Annotated in this window: 19 protein-coding genes and 1 other annotated feature; of the genes, 3 read left to right on the top strand and 16 right to left on the bottom strand. The window is 34.5% G+C overall.

The window, feature by feature from the left end; genetic code table 11:
- Positions 1–4 precede the first annotated feature (4 nt).
- The 7 genes from THYS13_RS08375 to leuS all read right to left on the bottom strand — a co-directional run bounded on the left by THYS13_RS08375 (position 5) and on the right by leuS (position 6,734).
- Complete coding sequence (locus THYS13_RS08375) at positions 5–928, bottom strand: pseudouridine-5'-phosphate glycosidase (RefSeq protein ID WP_042834113.1); 924 nt, start codon at positions 926–928, stop codon at positions 5–7.
- Positions 925–2,028: a PfkB family carbohydrate kinase gene (locus tag THYS13_RS08380; protein WP_042834114.1), complete on the bottom strand. Its 1,104-nt coding sequence runs from the start codon at positions 2,026–2,028 to the stop codon at positions 925–927. Before THYS13_RS08380 ends, THYS13_RS08375 begins: the two co-directional genes overlap by 4 nt.
- Before the next feature lie 100 nt (positions 2,029–2,128).
- The gene (locus THYS13_RS08385; RefSeq protein ID WP_042834115.1) at positions 2,129–2,521 is read right to left on the bottom strand and encodes a HEPN domain-containing protein; all 393 of its coding nucleotides are present in this window, start codon (positions 2,519–2,521) and stop codon (positions 2,129–2,131) included.
- Entirely contained in the window at positions 2,505–2,834 is a 330-nt protein-coding gene (locus THYS13_RS08390) for a nucleotidyltransferase domain-containing protein (protein WP_042834116.1), read from the bottom strand. Before THYS13_RS08390 ends, THYS13_RS08385 begins: the two co-directional genes overlap by 17 nt.
- Before the next feature lie 91 nt (positions 2,835–2,925).
- Complete coding sequence (locus THYS13_RS08395) at positions 2,926–3,249, bottom strand: AzlD domain-containing protein (RefSeq protein ID WP_042834117.1); 324 nt, start codon at positions 3,247–3,249, stop codon at positions 2,926–2,928.
- On the bottom strand, positions 3,231–3,932 hold the full coding sequence (locus tag THYS13_RS08400; RefSeq protein WP_042834118.1) for an AzlC family ABC transporter permease: 702 nt from the start codon (positions 3,930–3,932) through the stop codon (positions 3,231–3,233). Before THYS13_RS08400 ends, THYS13_RS08395 begins: the two co-directional genes overlap by 19 nt.
- Before the next feature lie 351 nt (positions 3,933–4,283).
- The gene (gene leuS / locus THYS13_RS08405) at positions 4,284–6,734 is read right to left on the bottom strand and encodes a leucine--tRNA ligase (RefSeq protein WP_042834119.1); all 2,451 of its coding nucleotides are present in this window, start codon (positions 6,732–6,734) and stop codon (positions 4,284–4,286) included.
- Positions 6,735–6,786: 52 nt separating this feature from the next.
- Positions 6,787–6,997, bottom strand: a binding site (T-box leader).
- A 125-nt stretch (positions 6,998–7,122) separates the two neighbouring features.
- On the opposite strand from leuS, the gene THYS13_RS08410 reads away from it, so the two are divergent.
- Together THYS13_RS08410 and THYS13_RS08415 are read left to right on the top strand one after the other, a co-directional pair.
- Entirely contained in the window at positions 7,123–7,611 is a 489-nt protein-coding gene (locus THYS13_RS08410) for an RNA polymerase sigma factor (RefSeq protein ID WP_042834120.1), read from the top strand.
- A 2-nt stretch (positions 7,612–7,613) separates the two neighbouring features.
- Positions 7,614–9,545 carry a PD40 domain-containing protein gene (locus THYS13_RS08415; RefSeq protein ID WP_042834121.1) on the top strand — a complete coding sequence of 644 codons (1,932 nt, stop codon included), beginning with the start codon at positions 7,614–7,616 and terminating at the stop codon, positions 9,543–9,545.
- 12 nt (positions 9,546–9,557) lie between these two features.
- Here the strand turns inward: THYS13_RS08415 and fetB are convergent, their stop codons facing one another.
- Together fetB and THYS13_RS08425 are read right to left on the bottom strand one after the other, a co-directional pair.
- The gene (gene fetB, locus THYS13_RS08420; protein ID WP_042834122.1) at positions 9,558–10,310 is read right to left on the bottom strand and encodes an iron export ABC transporter permease subunit FetB; all 753 of its coding nucleotides are present in this window, start codon (positions 10,308–10,310) and stop codon (positions 9,558–9,560) included.
- Positions 10,307–11,032, bottom strand: a complete 726-nt coding sequence (locus THYS13_RS08425; RefSeq protein WP_042834756.1) for a phosphate ABC transporter ATP-binding protein — start codon at positions 11,030–11,032, stop codon at positions 10,307–10,309. The genes fetB and THYS13_RS08425 overlap by 4 nt, the downstream gene beginning before the upstream one ends.
- Before the next feature lie 169 nt (positions 11,033–11,201).
- Between THYS13_RS08425 and THYS13_RS08430 the strand changes: the two genes are divergently transcribed.
- Positions 11,202–11,690: an ECF transporter S component gene (locus THYS13_RS08430; protein ID WP_042834123.1), complete on the top strand. Its 489-nt coding sequence runs from the start codon at positions 11,202–11,204 to the stop codon at positions 11,688–11,690.
- Positions 11,691–12,052: 362 nt separating this feature from the next.
- Here THYS13_RS08430 and THYS13_RS08440 read toward each other — a convergent pair whose 3' ends face one another.
- The 7 genes from THYS13_RS08440 to lpdA all read right to left on the bottom strand — a co-directional run bounded on the left by THYS13_RS08440 (position 12,053) and on the right by lpdA (position 18,767).
- Complete coding sequence (locus THYS13_RS08440) at positions 12,053–12,955, bottom strand: cation diffusion facilitator family transporter (RefSeq protein ID WP_042834125.1); 903 nt, start codon at positions 12,953–12,955, stop codon at positions 12,053–12,055.
- A gap of 18 nt (positions 12,956–12,973) precedes the next feature.
- Positions 12,974–13,936, bottom strand: a complete 963-nt coding sequence (locus tag THYS13_RS08445; RefSeq protein ID WP_042834126.1) for an acyl-CoA dehydratase activase — start codon at positions 13,934–13,936, stop codon at positions 12,974–12,976.
- Positions 13,937–13,942: 6 nt separating this feature from the next.
- The gene (locus THYS13_RS08450) at positions 13,943–15,040 is read right to left on the bottom strand and encodes a 2-hydroxyacyl-CoA dehydratase (protein ID WP_042834127.1); all 1,098 of its coding nucleotides are present in this window, start codon (positions 15,038–15,040) and stop codon (positions 13,943–13,945) included.
- Positions 15,041–16,024, bottom strand: coding sequence for an acyl-CoA dehydratase activase-related protein (locus THYS13_RS08455; RefSeq protein ID WP_042834128.1), 984 nt, complete (start codon positions 16,022–16,024; stop codon positions 15,041–15,043). It lies immediately after the preceding gene.
- 55 nt (positions 16,025–16,079) lie between these two features.
- Complete coding sequence (locus tag THYS13_RS08460; RefSeq protein ID WP_042834130.1) at positions 16,080–16,661, bottom strand: TetR/AcrR family transcriptional regulator; 582 nt, start codon at positions 16,659–16,661, stop codon at positions 16,080–16,082.
- An 82-nt stretch (positions 16,662–16,743) separates the two neighbouring features.
- On the bottom strand, positions 16,744–17,283 hold the full coding sequence (locus THYS13_RS08465) for a flavodoxin family protein (protein WP_042834131.1): 540 nt from the start codon (positions 17,281–17,283) through the stop codon (positions 16,744–16,746).
- Between the two features lie 95 nt (positions 17,284–17,378).
- A complete protein-coding gene (lpdA, locus tag THYS13_RS08470) occupies positions 17,379–18,767 on the bottom strand; it encodes a dihydrolipoyl dehydrogenase (protein WP_042834132.1) in 1,389 nt (462 codons plus the stop codon).
- Positions 18,768–18,825 lie beyond the last annotated feature (58 nt).

An 18,825-nucleotide genomic window follows, 5' to 3' on the forward strand; every position in this document is an offset into this window, starting at 1 on the left:
CGGATTACGCCTCTTTATACAATTTATTTAATTCAATGGCAATTTTCGCACCTACATGGGCATTATTTTTGACAAGTTCAATATTAGCTTTTAAGCTTTCACCTTGTGTCAAATCTTTTATTTTATCCAACAAAAAAGGTGTTATTTCTTTACCTTTTATATTGCGTTTTTCTGCCTCATAAAGAGCATCTTCTATTGCTTTATCTATATAAGCTTTATCCAAGGCATATTCTTCTGGAATAGGATTTGCAATTAAAGCCCCACCTTTGAGGCCTAAATCCCATTTTGTCTTTATAATTTTTGCAGCCTCTATTTCGTCATCAACTTTATAATCAACTTTAAGTCCGCTTTCTCTTGTATAAAAAGCTGGAAACTCTGAAGTTTTAAACCCTACCACAGGAACCCCAAAGGTTTCAAGGTATTCAAGAGTACGTGGGAGGTCAAGTATTGCCTTTGCACCTGCGCATACAACTGCTACGTCTGTATTTGCAAGTTCTTGTAAATCAGCTGATATATCAAATGTTTGTTCTGCTCCTCTGTGGACACCTCCTATACCTCCTGTAACAAACACTTTTATGCCTGCAAGAATTGCACAAATCATTGTTGCGGAAACTGTAGTGGCTGCACTAAGTCCTTTTGCTAAAACTACGGGTAAATCTCTTCTGCTAGCTTTTAATATTTCTTTTGAAGTTCCCATAAATTCGAGTTCTTCTTCGCTTAATCCAATTTTTATTCTTCCATTTATAATGGCAATTGTAGCAGGTATAGCTCCATGTTCTCTTACAATATTCTCCAAAGTTTTAGCCGTCTCAATATTTTCAGGATAAGGCATTCCGTGAGATATTATAGTGGACTCAAGGGCAACAACAGGCTTCCTTTCTTCCATTGCTTCTTTAACTTCTTTTGACAAATCAATAAACTTATTCATTTTACAATCTCCTTTACTATATTTTTTAATTGATTTTCATTTAAAAATGGATTTACTGTATAAGGTGAGGATATTGTAAGAGATGCCGCAGCAAGACCAAGTTTTGCCGATACATCCAGAGGATAGCCATTAAAAATACCATAGACCAAGCCAGCCGTCAAAGCATCTCCTGCACCTGTAGCATCAACAATTTCGGCTTGATATGGTTCTATAAATTTTTCAACTTCTTCTGAAGAAATATATACCCCTCTTTCTCCTAAAGTTACTATGACATTTTTGACACCTTTTTGTCTTAAATATTTAACTGCTTTTTTCATATCCTCATCATTTGCTATTTTAGCTGAAGTTATCGATTCAAGTTCTTCTTTATTTGGAGTTACATAATCTATTTTGTCAAGTACACCTATTAATTTTTTTGCTTTGTCGATGGAAACGGGCTCTGCCACTACAGGAATATTGTGATTGTAGCAAAGCTCCACAATATATTTAATGCTGTCTCTGGGAATATTTGTATCAAAAACTACAATCTCACTATTTTTTATAACTTCCATCTTGGACTCAAGATATTGTATATTTAACTCTTCTAAAATGTCCATTCCCGAAAGAGCCACATCCATATCACCAATTGCATTAAGAATGGCAAGATATATACCTGTACGCCTTGTATTTGAAATTACAATCTGTTCAACATTTACCCCTGCTTGCCTTGTCTCCTCAAGAAGCCTTCTTCCTTCATCATCATTACCCACAACGCTCAAAAGTGTAACAGGTAAGCTAAGCTGTGCAAGGTTGTGAGCAATATTTCTTCCTACACCGCCAGGTGCTATGTTTATGTGTCCCGGATTTGAAGTATGCTGCTTAAGCTCTGAATAGGGTTTACCTTTTATATCTATATTTGCTCCTCCAATTACAGTAATACCTTTAAAGTCCCTCACCACATAGCCTCTTCCTAATATAAAGCCCTTTTTCATGAGGTTTGCTATGTGCCCTGCAACAGCTGACCTGCTAATACCCATAAGCTGTGCTAATTCTTCTTGAGAAATCATTGGATTTTTCTTTATAAATCTCAATATCTCTTTTTCCCTCTGTGTCAATGCCACATCAATACACTCCTAAACAATTATTTGTTTATCAAACATTTGCAAGTATATTATATCATAAAAATGCAAATAAAAAAACTGCTTATTTTAAAAAGCAGTTTCATTTCAATTTTCTTAATATTTCTTCCCTCAAACTACTCACTATTTGAAAAGCTTCTTTAGCTTCTTCAACAGTTCTTAAAGTGTCAAAATCAATAGGATATCGTGCAGAAACAGCATATTCATTTAATATGTTAATTTTATCAAAAAATTTTTCCAATGTAGCATCATATGTTTTACATTTACCTAACAAAAAAACCAAATCGTGCGTTTTGGGTACAAAATCAGAATTATATAACAAAAAGGCTTTTAGTAATTTTTCAGCAGACTGATGACAAATATAACAAAAAGAATCTTCCAGTCCTTCTATTCCTTCTTCTTTTATTGTTTCAGCAATTTTATAATCTTGTTCTGCTCTTTTCAGCCATTTTTTATAATCAGTTGAATCCGCCATATATAATCTTTCCTTCCTTTATTATAGTTGCAGTAAAAGACCTATCATCTTTTATTACCTGCTTTAATTCATCACTAGTATATGTCAAAATATCCAATGGTTTATTAACAAATCCAATTATCTCTCTTAGTTTAATACGTCGTTGAACATTATTTAAATCTTCTACTCCATCCCATATAATCAGCAAATCAATGTCAGAATTTTCATCATTATCATTCTTTGCTGTGGAACCGAAAAGAATGATAGCCTTTGGGTTGATAGTATCAATTAACTTCTCTTTTATCTCATTAATAATGTTCTCAGTCTCATTCATAAAAAACACCTCTAGCTCATCTTTCGTAAATATTATATCATACAACCAAATTTTTTAACAATAATATGTATTATCCAGAAATCATACCAATCTACTTAATAATATATGATAAAATCACATAGCTAACAATACCAACAACAACAGGTGTAAATAGCTTCCTCGTAAAATATGCAGCTATAAATGTCGGTATTGCTGAAAGTAAATATACATTTGATAAATCTAAATATAATTTTTCATCTTTAATAAAAATTACTGGAAATAAAAGAGCTGAAAGAACTGCCACAGGCACATACTCAAGAAATGACTTTACAGCCTGAGGAAGTTCTATTTTAGTTAAGCCATAAACAGGCATAAATCGTGGAATATATGTAACCAAAAACATCCCAATAACACTTATTATAAATTTCGTACCCATTTGTCAAGCAATACCCCCATTCCTGCACCTATTAATGCAGCTACAATGACATTTGTATTTCCTGGTAATATAAACATCAAAGTTATAGACAGCAAACCCGAAAATATACTTATAAAAACTTTTTTATACCCTGATATTTGCATAAGTAGCAATGCAATATACATTGCGGGAAGCGCAAAATCAAGCCCTACGTTTATAGAGCCTCCTATTAAACTTCCTGATACAGCACCTAAAAATGAAGAAAATACCCAGGCTGTATAGGAGGTTAAAAATAGTTGGTAGAAATAACCTTCAGTGTATTCAGAGTTACTTTGCAAATCTGTAATCGCAACAGCATATGTCTCATCAGTAATAAAAAAAGATAATATTGGTATATGTTTCCTCGATATGTGTTTCATATACTGCGATAGTGATGTACTATATAAAAAGTGCCTCAAATTCACTATAAATATTGTAGATACCAATGTAACGATACTTGTTCCTGCACTAAGCAAACTTATACCAATAAATTGTGCTGAACCCGCATATACAAAAAGAGACAATGCCATCACTTGTGAAATAGTAAAACCGCTTTTCACGCCAACTAGTCCATAAGCAAAACCTATTGGCAAATATCCTAACACAATAGGTAGTGCACTTTTAACTCCATTTATACTCTTTTTAACATCACTATCTACTATCATAATTTACTCCCTCACCATCACTAAAAATATTTATTTAAAAGCAGGAGCATACCTCCTGCTTCAGACTGTAGACAAACTTTCGAAAATAGGATATTTTGCAATCGGTGCGACTTGTGACAAAGCGTCAACAAAACTTAACAAGACCGAGGGTGGAGGCAGGGCCGTAGCCACGGATGGCGGAGGCGGGCACTAAGACAGGGATGTCGAATGTGCCCGGTACCCTGCCGGAACCCGAAGGTCGAGTTTAGTTTTGTCGCTTTGGAACATCGGAGTGACGATGCAAAATATCCTATTTTAAAATTTTTTGACTTTGTCAACAAACTGAAGCAGGAGCATACCTCCTGCTTTAGTTTATTTCACAACAATATTTACAAGCCTGTTTTTGACAACTATAACCTTCTTTATCTCTTTTCCATCCACATATGCTTTTACATTTTTATCTGAAAGAGCAAGCTTTTCTACTTCTTCGTCAGTAGCATTTGAAGGAACTTCAAGCCTTCCTCTTAGCTTGCCGTTTACCTGGACAGCTATCTCTACAACATCTCTTTGTAGAGCTTTTTCATCCCACTCAGGCCATTTCTGATTGAAAACAGAATATTCATACCCAAGTTTTCCCCACATTTCTTCAGAAAAGTGAGGAGCAAATGGCGCCAAAAGTTTTATTAAATCTGCCACCACTTCTTCATAAAACTTGATATTTTTAACTTCCACATCTACCTCATATTTATAAAGGGCATTTACCAGTTCCATTATCCTCGCTATTGCAGTATTAAACTGAAATTTGTCCGCATCTTCTGTGACACTTTTTATAGTATAATGTCTTATATAGTTTAATTCTTTTTCTTCTTCTCCCATTTCATCTTTAGTTTTACTGGAATTATTTCTTATTTCAACGAACTTCTCTATGAATCTTTCCACTCTGTTGACAAATCGAGCAATAGCCTTAATACCATCATCATTCCACGGCCCACCTTCAGAATAAGCAAATCCAAACATAAGGTAAAGCCTGAATACATCAGAACCATATTCTTTAATGTATTCGTCAGGCGAAATGACATTTCCTTTAGATTTACTCATTCTGCTTCCATCAGGGCCCAATATTGTGCCTTGATGCACTAATGATTTAAAAGGTTCATCAAAGTCAAGATATCCCAAGTCTCTTAAAGCTTTTGTGACAAACCTTGCGTACAAAAGATGCATTGTCGCATGCTCTGCTCCACCTACATACTTGTCAACAGGCAACATTTTATTTATCCATTCTTTATTGAAAGGCTCTTTGTCGTTTTTGTTGTCGGGATATCTCAAAAAGTACCAGGAAGAATCTACAAAAGTGTCAAGGGTATCGGGGTCTCTTAACGCTTTGCCTCCACATTTTGGACAAGTAACGTTCATAAAGCCTTCATGCTTTTTAAGTGGAGACTCACCTGTTGGAGCAAATTCCACATCATAAGGGAGTAATACTGGTAAATCTTCTTCTGGGACAGGGACTATGCCACAGCGTTCACAGTGAATTACAGGTATTGGAGCCCCCCAGTATCTCTGCCTTGAAACAAGCCAGTCTCTCAATCTGTAATTAACCTTAAAAGAAGCTCTACCTTCTTGTTGCAATTTCTCTACAATCTTTATCCTTGCCTCTTCTGATTTTATACCTGTAAATTCTCCACTGTCTATAAGCACTCCATACTCAACAAAGGGTAGACTGTCGTCCACATCTCCAATTCCTTTTATCACTCTTTTTATAGGAAGGTTGTATTTTGTTGCAAATTCATAATCTCTTTCATCATGGGCAGGAACAGCCATGACACAACCTGTTCCATATGTTGCAAGGACATAGTCTGCTATCCAAATAGGGAGTTTCTCTCCCGTTAGAGGATGAATCGCGTATGCTCCTGTAAATACTCCTGTCTTTTCTTTTTCAGTAGACAACCTTTCAATTTCACTTTGTTTTCTCGCGTATTCTTTATACTCCTCAACAGCTTGTTTATATTCATCTGTAGTAATTAAATCCACAATCTCATGTTCTGGAGCGATAACTACATACGTTGCTCCATATAACGTATCAGCCCTTGTTGTAAACACCTTAAATGTCAGGTCTTTGCCGTCAACTTTAAATTCTATCTCTGCTCCATCCGACTTTCCAATCCAATTTCTCTGCATTATTTTTGTCTTTTCAGGCCAATCAAGTTCATCCAGTTTTTCAAGGAGTTCTTCTGCATAAGCAGTTATCTTGAAAAACCACTGAGTCAAATCTTTCTTTGTAACTTCAGTACCGCACCTTTCACATTTTCCATCTATAACTTGCTCGTTTGCAAGAACAGTTTGACAGCTTGGGCACCAATTCACTGGAGCTTTCTTTCTATAGGCAAGGCCTGCCTCAAAAAGCTTAAGGAAAATCCACTGTGTCCATTTATAATAGTCCGGCAAGCAAGTTATTACTTCATAGTCCCAATCAAAAGTTGCCCCCATTTCTCTTAACTGCTTTTCCATCGTTCTTATATTTTCCATAGTTGAATCATAAGGATGTATTCCTGTCTTTATTGCATAATTTTCTGCAGGAAGACCAAAAGCATCAAACCCCATTGGATGAAAAACTTCATATCCCTGCATCCTTTTAAGTCTTGCCCATGAATCTGTAGGACCATAATTGTACCAGTGCCCTACGTGAAGTTTAGCACCTGATGGATAAGAAAACATCTCTAAACAGTAAAGTTTTTTGTCCACATTTTCAGGATTAAACTTGTATAACTTTGTTTCTTCCCATTTTCTTTGCCACTTTCTATCGACTTCAACAGAATACGCCATATATTTCACCTCTAACTTAATTTTAATTTTATTAAAAAAAGCCCTTCATCTCATAAGAGACGAAAGAGCTACTCTTCCGTGGTACCACTCTTTTTGGCGCAAAAGCGCCCTCTCAAACCTGTAACGGCGGTAACCGTGCATACCTACTACAATTTAGTATGCCTGCTCCCTGGCGAGTTTCGGCATCTTAGGCTACCGTTTTACACCCACCAACGGCTCTCTTAAAGCTTACAATGCCTACTGCTCCGCTTCATCGCATTTTTCATTGATTTGTACATTATTTTATTATAAAACTAAAATAAATGCAAGGGTATTGTTACCTTTTGTTAAGATTTTCGTCTATAAAAGTGAAAGGTACTAATAAGGGGCGAGAAGGGAGGCCAAATTTGTGCCAGAAAGTTTTATTGAATTTTATGAGAAAAACTTTGACGATGTGTACCAGTACGTATACTTTAAAGTCGGCAACAAATGGGATGCAGATGACATTGTAAGTGAAATTTTTCAAAAAGCCTTCGAAAAGTATAATACAGTAAAATCAAACCCAAAGGCATGGATTTTTTCTATAGCTCGAAATACTGTAACAGACTATTACAGAACAAGGAAAAACCTGGTATCAGAAGAACTCATCATGGAATATTCTTATACCGATGTATTTGAGGACAAATTTGAAAAGGAAGTAGAATTAAATTGTCTTAAAAAGTCAATTTACGCCTTGCCAAAAGAAGAAATAGAAATTATAAACCTGAAATATTTTGCCGGCATGACTCATAAGGAAATATCTCAAACAATTGAAAAAACTGAGGAAGCAGTCAAAATGAAGGCTTATAGGATTATTCAAAAATTAAAAAATCTTGTAGCAAAATGTTTGGAGGGATGAAAATGGACGAAAAAAGAATAGAAGAAAACCTCAATAAATTAAAAGACTTAATTCCTGTAAATTATCAGCTTAAAGAATCTCTTAAAAAAAGATTTAAAAGAAACAGATGGAAAAAGAGAGGTGTAGTAATCGTAGCAGCTGCAGCAATACTTTTAATGGTTTTTTCTTTCGGCATCAAACACCTGCAAGACAACCTAATAACAAAAGTAAATGCAGAAGAATTAAAGATAATAAATCAAATTTCTTTCATAACTTTAGGAAAAATGAATGCTGGCAAAATAGCAGAATATAACGGGACCATATATGTACCTTTGCATGAAGAGGGAATTTATAAATACGACAGCAAAGGCTTTAAAAAAGTAATTGACAAACCCGCCAGCGAAGTGGCTGTCTCACCAGATGGGACAAAATTGGTGTTTGTAACGAGAACATCTGTCGGTAAAAGTGCAATTTATGTAAAAGATTTGAAGGATGGAAAAGAAAATAAAATAATTGAAAGCAAGAATTCAGATACCTACTATAGCGACGCGACCTTTTCACCAGATGGAAATAAAATAATTTACACTGAACAAGTAATTATACCTAGAGAAACCCACGGCTTTGAAGTAAAAGAAAGCAACATAAACGCTGTAGATTTAAAAAATTCAAAAGTTACTAAACTAGCCGAGGGATGCTGTGGATCTTTTGTAAAAAATGCTGATGCTATAGTTTTCGAAAGGGATAGTAAGATAATCTATAAAAATTTAAAAGACAACAGCGAAAAAATAATTGACGAAGGCAAAAGGCCTTCCGTATCGCCAAATGGGTACTATATCGCTTATGAAAAAAATGAGCTCAAAGAAGAAAAAATAGAAGATATAAACGTAACGGTAAGTATTAGCAACATTTGGATAGCAGATGCTTCCTCTTTAACAACCAAAAAGCAAATTACACTAAACGTGCCAAAGAGTATACCCCCAGGAATGCCTAAAGAAGAAATTCAAAACTACGTAACGAGTACTCTATACACTTATTACTGGCCTGTGTGGAGTAGTGATTCAAAAAGCATCTTCGTCTTGAAAAACCTAAATGAGGATAGAAGAGGAAATGTAATGCAGCTTATGAAAATTGAACTGGGTACAGAAACATTAACACCTGAGGAAGTAGTAAAAAAATTTTTGCAAGCTATAATAGTAAGGGATGAAGATTTTGCAAGGGTGCTGATGAAAAATCCTCCTCAGATAATGACTGTATCAAACCCCCACCCTGTAGCCTATGAAATATTAGGTTCAGGCACAGAAGGCAGTACACCTTATGTAGATGCTTCTTTAACCTATGGATATATTATGAATGGATATTGCTCTTTAAATAAATCCCGTTACTATCTGTCTCCTGACAGCAATGGCTATATAATCGACAGCATAAAAGATTTAGGAACTATAGAGTTTATTGAAAAAAAAGGAACCTTTTATAAAATAGAAAACAATGTTGAGACAAAGCTATTTGACAAAGGAGAAATCCCCAAAGAAATTTTGCCAGACAATTTCAATGCTGCTACTTTGACTTACAGCCCAAAAACTAATACTATATTTTTCACAATGCAAACCGATGATAGGTCTCAAACCCGGATAATAAGCTATGATATATCAAAAAAAGAATTTAAACTAATAGATTCTCTTGAAAATACAATTATACCAGATATTAAAGTAGATTCCAGTGGAAAATATCTTGCAGTACTCGCTTACAACAATACCTCACAACAGTCAAATGCTTACGTGTACAATCTCAAGACAGGGAAAAGAGAAGATTTGAGGTTAAGATTTGAAAATACAAAAATAGAGGAAATATCGCCTCAATTCTGGCAGCAAGATAAACTTATATTTCAAATTTCACTAAAAGAAGGGTTTTTGTACTACGTATATGACCCTTATAAAGATGAGGTTTTAATACCATAATTTTAAGGCAGGCTAAAAAGCCTGCCTTAACTGATGTTGTTTTGTAAAAAATGCCCTGTATGTTAAAAAAGTCACCGCAAAACATGAAATCGCTACTGTTGATGCCAACATAAAAGTAACCATTATCTGGTACTTAACTGCCTCAATAGGGTCCACTCCTCCCAATATGAGACCTGTCATCATCCCCGGAAGTTGCACGATGCCTAGAGTTTTCATGCTGTCAACTGTTGGAATCATCCCAGTCTTTATCGCTGTCTTTATCACCTTTTGAGCCGCTTGTCTTGAAGTTGCACCAAGTGACAAATACGCTTCTATCTCCTCTGACCTATTTTTTATCTCGTCTTTTAGCCTTGAAACAGCAAGTCCTGAGGCTACCATTGAATTTCCTATTATCATTCCTGATACAGGTATAACTTCCTGTGGCCTAAAATGAATATTTCCAAACAAAATAAGTAAAGAAATTGTAATCGCGGCACTTAAAGCAATTGAAAAAGTGATAAAATAAAAAACATTCGGTATTCCCTTTCCTCTTTTTGAAGCATTATTTCCAGCAACTACTATCATTAAAGTCACCATAGCCAAGGTAAATAAAGCACTGTTTGCAGCAAATATATAGTGTAAAATGTATCCCACTATTGTAAGCTGCACAACCGCTCTTATAGTACCTATGACTATTTCCTTTTCAATCCCCAGCTTTTGGTAATAAGAAACAAAAATTGATATTAGCACAAGACTTGACGCCAATGTCAAAGACAATACACTCATTTAACTTCCTCCTTTAACTTGCCTTGTATAAACAATTTTGTAATTTCATTTTGGGGATTTGTAAAAAAATCATAAGTTTTAGCATATTCTATTAATTGCCCTTTGTTAAGCAGTGCTGTGTAATCTCCAATGCGCTTAGCCTGTTCCATGTTGTGAGTTATCCAAATAATCGTCAAGTTCATTTTTTCTTTTAGGTAAAATATCAATTTCTCTACTATTTCTGTTGAAGTAGGGTCAAGGGCTGAAGTGGGTTCATCAAGTAAAAGAGTTTCAGGATTATTTGCAAGAGTTCTAGCTATAGAAACTCTTTGCTGTTCCCCTCCTGATAAATTTTTCACATCCCTTGTAGCATACTCACTATTCAATCCTACAATGCTCAAATAATACTCCACATGGATATTTTTTTCGCCTTTAAGCATTGGTCCATACTCAATATTCTCTTTAACTGTTCCTTCAAAAAGATGAGGTTGCTGAAAAACCATTCCAATTCTCCTTCTTAAGTCTATCACATCTATTGTTTTAATATCCACGTCGTCTATTAAAATACTGCCATGGGTTGGTTCTATCAATCGGTTTATCAGTTTAATCAAAGTCGATTTTCCAGCTCCAGAAGGGCCGACAATAGTATGTATTGCTCCACCTTCAAACTTTACAGAAATGTTTTTTAATATCTCTTTTCCAAAACTACTGTAACTTACCTCTTTAAATTCTATTTCATTCACATAAATCACCTCTATTGTAACAACTGTTACATTTATATTTAAATTGTATCCTTTCTTTGTGCGAAAGTCAACAAAACTAAAAATTTCTTTCCAGCTTTGATATTTATTTGACATTCTTTTGCTAAAGTAATAAAATATAATTGACAATAAGAGGAAAGGAGGCGATTCTATGGATACAAAATTCATCACAAGAACTGCTATTTTACTCGCCATCACTCTAATATTTCAGTTTTTAAAAATGCCCCAACTTATAACAGGTTCTATCATTAATGCAATGCTTTTAATCGCAGCTGGAACTGTAGGAATGTGGTCAGGAGTGACAATAGGACTTTTAACACCGGTAATTGCATTTTTAGTAGGCATAATGGGATTTCCTTTAATGATTCCTTTCATAATGATAGGTAACGGATTATATGTGATACTTTTTTCCACACAGAAAAACAAAGTAATAGGAATGATAGTAGGTGCTGTAGTTAAGTTTATATGGCTTGCTTTATCAGTAAAATATATAATGCAGCTTTTTAATGTAAAAGTTCCTCTGAAAATTGTACAGGCTTTTACAACTCCACAGCTTATAACAGCTTTAATAGGAGGTACGCTAGGAATTATAGTAATTGCATTACTTGAAAATTACTTCAAAAAAGCGAAAGAGCAATAATAAAAACAAGGGAAGACGGTTTTCTTCTCCCATTGTCAGTTTGTTGACAAAGTCAAAAATTTTTAAATAGGATATTTTGCATCGTCACTCCGATGTTCCAAAGCGACAAAACTAAAGCTCGACCTTCAGGTTCCGGCAGGGTACCGGGCACATTCGACATCCTTGTCTTAGTGCCCGCCTCCGCCATCCGTGGCTTCGGCCCTGCCTCCACCCTTGGTCTTGCTAAGTTTTGTTGCCGCTTTGTCACAAGTCGTTCCTTATGCAAAATATCCTATTTTCGAAAGTTTGTCTACAGTCTAACAAGGGGAGAAGGTTTTATTCTCCCCTTGTTTGGTAAACTAATTCGGAGGCTTTTTATATTACTAACCCTTTTTATTTATAAGCCCAACATTCTCACAACATTCATATTCCATCTGCAAAGTAACATGGTGTATACCAAAAGTTTCATCAAGAATAGTTTCAATCTGATCCATTAATATTTTCGCTTGGCTTAATTTAATATCATCTTTTGTGTTGACATGACACTCAAAATGTATATCTTTATCATTAGTTTGCCACACGTGTACATGGTGTATATTTTTTACGTCTGGAAGTTTCTCAATTTCCTTTTTTATGATGTCAAGATTTATATTTTCGGGTGTTTTTTGCATCAATATTCCTATTGTTTCATCTATTATTTCAAAGCTTTCTTTTATTATATAAGCTCCTATTAAAACTGTTAGCAGCGGATCAATCCAGTAAGCATTGTATGCATAGATAAATATACCTCCAATAACTACCCCAAGCGATGACAAAGCATCAGAAAGCAGATGTATATATGTCGATTTTATATTTAAATTTTTTTGAGCATTTTCCTTCAGTAAAAACACTGATAACGTATTTGCCGCAAGTCCTATAATAGCAACTACTATCATTAAAACACCATCAATCGGTTCCGGTTTAAAAAATTTTATATATGCTTCTTTAAAAAGATATAAAGATATAACTACCAAAACCACCGAATTAAATAGCGCTGCAAGTATCTCTGCCCTTTTATAGCCAAATGTCATTTTTTCATTGTTCTCTTTTTTAGATATTTTTATTGCAATGTAACTTACAATTATTGAGATTCCATCACTAAAATTGTGAAGTGCATCTGATATAAGAGATAAACTGCCTGACAATATACCTCCTATTATTTCGCCTATTGTTATCACAAAATTTAGTATCATCGCAATAACTAAGTTCTTTTTGCTTATCTCACCATGATCATGATGATGGGCCATATCTAAGCCTCCTTATGCTTATATGACAGAATTTGAATACCTTCCACATCTATCTCCTGTCATCGCTATTACTTTGCCGTTTGCTTTAATTTGTATTATTTCACATTCGTTAGGACAAGCTTTGCAAATAAAGCTCGTCGTTTCAAACTTCTCCTCTGAAACCTCAAACCCTTTAAATTTAGTAGAATTGCCTGTCCGTTTCATTTCATCTTTTGCCAACATCGCTATTCCTATTGCTCCCATGATGTCATAATACTTTGGCACAATTACCTCATGTCCTACTTCTTCTTCAAATGCCTTTTTTATCGCAATATTTGCCGCCACACCGCCTTGGAATACAAAAACCGGTTTTAATTTTCTTCCTCTTACAAGATTGTTCATATAATTTCTCACTAAGGCCTTAGAAAGACCTTTTAATATTTCAGCTTTACTAAACCCGTATTGCTGTTTCGATATCATATCAGATTCTGCAAAGACTGTGCATCTACCTGCAATTCTCACATCTCGCTTTGCAGTCAATGCAATTTCACCAAATTCTTCAATCTTTATACCCAGTCTTTGTGCCTGATGGTCAAGAAATGACCCTGTACCAGCAGCACAAACCGTATTCATAGCAAAGTCAGCTATCGTACCATCATTTATAATAATAAGTTTTGAGTCCTGTCCGCCAATTTCAAAAATAGTACTAGCATCTGGATGAAAGTGTAATGTAGCAGTAGCATGGGCCGTAATCTCATTTTTTATTACATCTGCACCAAGAACGTATCCAAGAAGCTGTCTGCCACTTCCCGTTACGCCAACCCCACCTATTTCTTTAGTTGCCAATTCATTGTGTAATTTGGCTAGTTCATCCTTTACAGTATCAATTGGTTGCCCAACATTTCTTACGTACGAATTGAATAATACCTCATTATTTTCATCAATGGCTACAACCTTTATACTTACTGATCCTACATCAACACCAATATATATTTTCTCCACTTTTGTCTACCTCGCTATCCTTTTTCTGTGTTTTTTTAGTTTTATAACATCTAAAAAAGCTTCTATTCTCGTTAATACATTGGCAATAGCCATTTGTTCATCTACAGAAAGTGACAAAATTGGATAGTCATATTCTCTCATTATTTTATCTATCACACTTTGAGAAACAAGTTCTGGTAAACATCCAAAGGGTTTTAAATGAACAACTCCATCAAATCCTCTTTCCATAAAATCAATTATTGCACCCACAGACTGTTTGGCATGCCCACCAATTATTATCTCTATGTATTTATCACCTTTTTTCAATATTTGATGTTCTTTCTCTTTGTAAGAAGGCAAAGGTATTAAATTAAAGTCAATCCATTCGGAAATGTAATGAGACCTTTCCACTTCTGCACCATAAGCATTTAAAACTTCTTCTATATTACCATTTATTGAAGGCTCCATTACAACATATATTTCTCCTACTATTCCAATCCTTATTTTTTCTTCTTCCGGTACTTCACAAATCTTTATACTATTTAACCTCTCGATCGCCTTTTTTTCTACCCTCTTTACATCTTCAGAAGATTCTATTTTCCTATATTCTTCTGTAATCTCATGCCATGCCTTAGTAAACTCTCCCTTATTACACTCATAAGCTCTCTTGGTCTCTACGATTTTCTCTACTTTATCCATCGATTTTGCCATGTCATATACAGTTTTTACAGTTTTAATAACCTGCTGCCATGAATTATTTCCTTTTATCTTTTTTACATTTCCCAAAAAAGTTTTCAAATCTCTTTTCGGCTCATCAAATATTATAAATTCTACATCATAACCCATGTTTTGAAGTATTTTTTTCTGAGCCTCTCCATAGTAACCAGCCCTACAGGGACCATTCCCACCAGAAGTCACTATAGTATCCGCTCCTAATTCTAAAGCCTCAAGATAAGTCCCTAAAATAACCTTTAAAGGAAAACAAGCAAATTCAGGGCTATATTTTACGCCATAATCTACAGTTTTTTGTGAAGGCTTCGGGGGAGTTATCACTTCATGCCCTAATAATGTAAAAAGTTTTTCATACATATAAGGAGAACCCATATAAGGGAATGTTATCCTCACTTAAATCACGCCTTCCACCGATTTTTCAGCTTTATATTTTTTAATCCTTATAAGGTCCGTAAATGCCTCAACTCGTGTAATTACGTGGCTTTCACCAGTTTGTTCATCAATTCTTAAAGTCATAAAAGGTTTTTTGTACTTTTCAGAATCTATAGTTAAAAAAGGCTCAAGAATTGAGTCAGGACCGCATCCAAAGGCAGTAATATGAATAATGCCATCAATGTCATCTCTTTCCATAAACTCATAAGCCGTACCTAAGAGCATATTGCTAAACTCCCAAAACATATTTTTTTTAAATTTTTTCAATTGACGTTGTATTATCTTTTCTTCCATCATATCAAAGGTCACAACTTTTATATTGAGCTTGCGAAAAACATTAAGCAAGTCCATATTGACAAATCTATCATAAACATTATATACATAACCAATTAGACCTATTGTAATATCACCATCATATTTTTTTGGTTCATCACTCGTCAAAAGCTCATTTATATCATATCCTTGCCTATTCAAAGTTCTAAACTCAAGCCATTTATCTCGTGCTTTCTTTAAAGCATTTTTTAAATCTTTTCTACTCACACCCAATTTATCGATAAAAACTGTGTAATTGTGAAACTCTGATATGTCAGTACTTTTTGACACTATGTTATGAGTCAAAATTTTATTCTCAATGCCATCAAAAAGACCCTTTATCATGTCAGGCAACCCCATAAATTTAGGGCACATAAATATACCTTTCCTTAAGCTTACAAACCTAGGAATATATATGTAATCAACACTCTTATCCAGCAAATTTAAAACATGCCCTGTATATACCTTCATAGGTACACATATTTCCGCAACTGCTTCTTTTACCCCTATGTCTAAAATACTTTTTGAAGTATCGTCAGAGGTGACCACTTCAAAACCAAGGCTTTCGAAAAGAGTTTTCCAGAATGGATAATAAAAATAATACATTAAAGCTTTTGGAATACCTATTTTCATTATTTGCTCTCCTCTCCTCCAAGTACATCATATATTATATTTTACACTACTTCAATCACTTTTTTTCTATTGCTTTTACAAAAATTTCTATGCTTTTTTTAACAAATTCTCTATCGCTAAAGCCAATTAGCTTGTTACCATAGGAGGCATTCATTAAAACAAAACCAAAATTCAATGATATAAAAGCAAAGGCCAAAAGTTCAAAATCATCAGTATTTAATAATCCCTTCTCATACATTTTTTCAAAATACTTCATCAAAACTTCTTTAAAGCCTTTTGGAATCCTGATCATATATTCTTTTACCTCTTCGAAAATTTCTGGACTTCTCAAACCTATCATGATTTTCGCTTTTTCTTCTGTAAAATTTTTATGATATTCATGAGCCAACATGAGTAGGTCTTCTTTTAAATTACCAGTACAATTGTCTAATATTCTTTCATCTACAGGCTTTAATAATTCCAGCTCTTTTAATGCATAAAGCACTATATCTTTTTTGCTTCCAAAACATCTGAAAATTGTAACTTCATTTACACCAGCTTCTTCTGCAATATTCCTTGTAGTTGTAGACTTATATCCTTTTTCAGAAATTAGTTTTAAAGTAGACATAACTATCTTTTCCTTCACCGAATCGCCCATTAAAACACCTCACAATATGTATGCAAGTAATTGCTTGCATACATATTATAACATATTTAAGCAAAAAACAAAATATACCTTGCTATTTAATTCCTAATATTTCTCCAAGTTCTAATATACGCTTTCCCAATCTTTTCGTCGCCTCTATTGCTTCCATATCATTTAAAATTTCTCTTTCTCTATAAGCAATGCCACAAACGCCTCTATTAGCAGGAATCATATCATGCTTAAGGAAAAACGCATTTATAGCCGTTATAGCACTTTCTTCCCCATATTTTCTACCCACTACAATAGCACCGCCAATTTTGTTTCTTAACTGTCCTTTTATACACCAAGTTCTATCTATAAAAGCCTTAAGTTGAGCAGAAATGTTGTTAAAAAAAACTGGACTTCCTATTACAATTGCATCACTTTTTAAAAGCATTGGTATAAGTTTTTCTGTCATCTCATCTTCTATAGGGCACTCCCCATCCTTTTGGCAGGCCCAACAAGCCAGACATGGCTTTATATTATACTCTATAAGTTTTATAAATTCTCCTCCCGTAATTGACATGGTCAATTTTAAAAGAATGTCAGTGTTGCTCTTTTTCCGTGGACTTCCGGAAATATATAAAATATTCATCTCCTCACCCTTTTCGTGTATTTTAACATTTTATACCAATTTTTCAACTTGTTTGACGGCATTCTTTTATAGAAATAATATTTACTAGAAAAACATTAAAAGCTACTTAACGCTTTTTCTGCTGCTTCTGCTATTATTTCGCTTAATGTTGGATGTGTGTGTATGGTTGCCGTAATATCTTCAACTTTTCCGTTCATTCTGATAACTTGCGTTGCTTCTGCAATCAACTCTCCTGCCCCTTTGCCAACTATCTGCATTCCATATAATTTATGTGTCTTGGGATCGGCAATTATTTGAACAAATCCTTTTTTATCTCCTACAATAAGAGCTCTAGCATCTTCAGCATAAGAATATCGCACAACTTTATAACCAAGTTCATGAGCCTTTGTTGTATCAATACCAACACTTGCAGCTTCTGGTTCAGAAAATATCGCATGTGGAATTGCATTATATGTCATGGGCACTTTTTCTCCCAGTATCGCTTTTGCCGCAATAATAGACTCTCTCGTTGCTGCATGTGCAAGCATTATTCTGCCATTTACATCCCCTGTAGCATATACGTTTATATTTTCCGTTTGCATGTATTCATTTACCGGAATCTCTCCATGATTTCCCAACTTAATATTTAGCACATCGAGATTTAATTCTTTTGTACGTGGTCTTCTTCCAACAGCAACAAGAACTTTTTCAGCCTGAACAGTTTTATCTTCACCATTTTGTTTATAATTTACTTTCAGCAGTCCTCCTTCTTTTTCAATAACAGAAACTTTCGCATCTGTATACATATCTACATTAACATTTTTCAATCCTTCTGTAACCGCCTCGCTTATTGAAACATCCTCAGTTGCAAGAATCCTTGGTAATGCTTCAATAATGATTACCTTTGTATCTAATCTTGCAAACATGGAAGCTATCTCAACCCCTATATATCCTCCCCCTATAATAGCAATTGAATCAGGCTTAGCTTCCAGTTTAAATATATCTTCGCTAAAAATAACACCAGGCAAATTAATTCCTGAAATAGGAGGTTTAACTGTCTCAGAGCCAGTTGCTATAATAAGTTTGTCAAATAATAATTTTACTTTTCCGTCTCTCGTATCAACTTCTACAGAATTTTTATCCGTAATCTGTGCCACCCCATAGTAGATATCAAGTTTATTCATTTTAGCAATTTTTTCTGCTCTTTCGACTCTCGCTTTCAATATCGCTTCTTTCCTCTCTTTCAGAGCACCAAAATCCACACTGATATTATCATAAGATAATGTTATTCCAAATTTGCTTGAATTTTTTATTTCTGAATATCTTGTGGCAGTTTCAATATAAATTTTTGAAGGAATACACCCTTCAAACAAACATGTTCCACCAAGGCCTACTCCTTTTTCTACAAGTGCCACCTTTAGTCCTTTTTTAGCTAACATATTCGCTCCTGGTGTACCACCAGGGCCACCACCTATCACTACCACATCATACTTTAACTCTCTCATAATTATCCTTCCTTTCTTTTGTATGTTTTTTATATATTTTAATATTATGCAAGTTTAT

Source organism: Thermoanaerobacter sp. YS13, assembly GCF_000806225.2.
Lineage (GTDB): Bacteria > Bacillota > Thermoanaerobacteria > Thermoanaerobacterales > Thermoanaerobacteraceae > Thermoanaerobacter > Thermoanaerobacter uzonensis.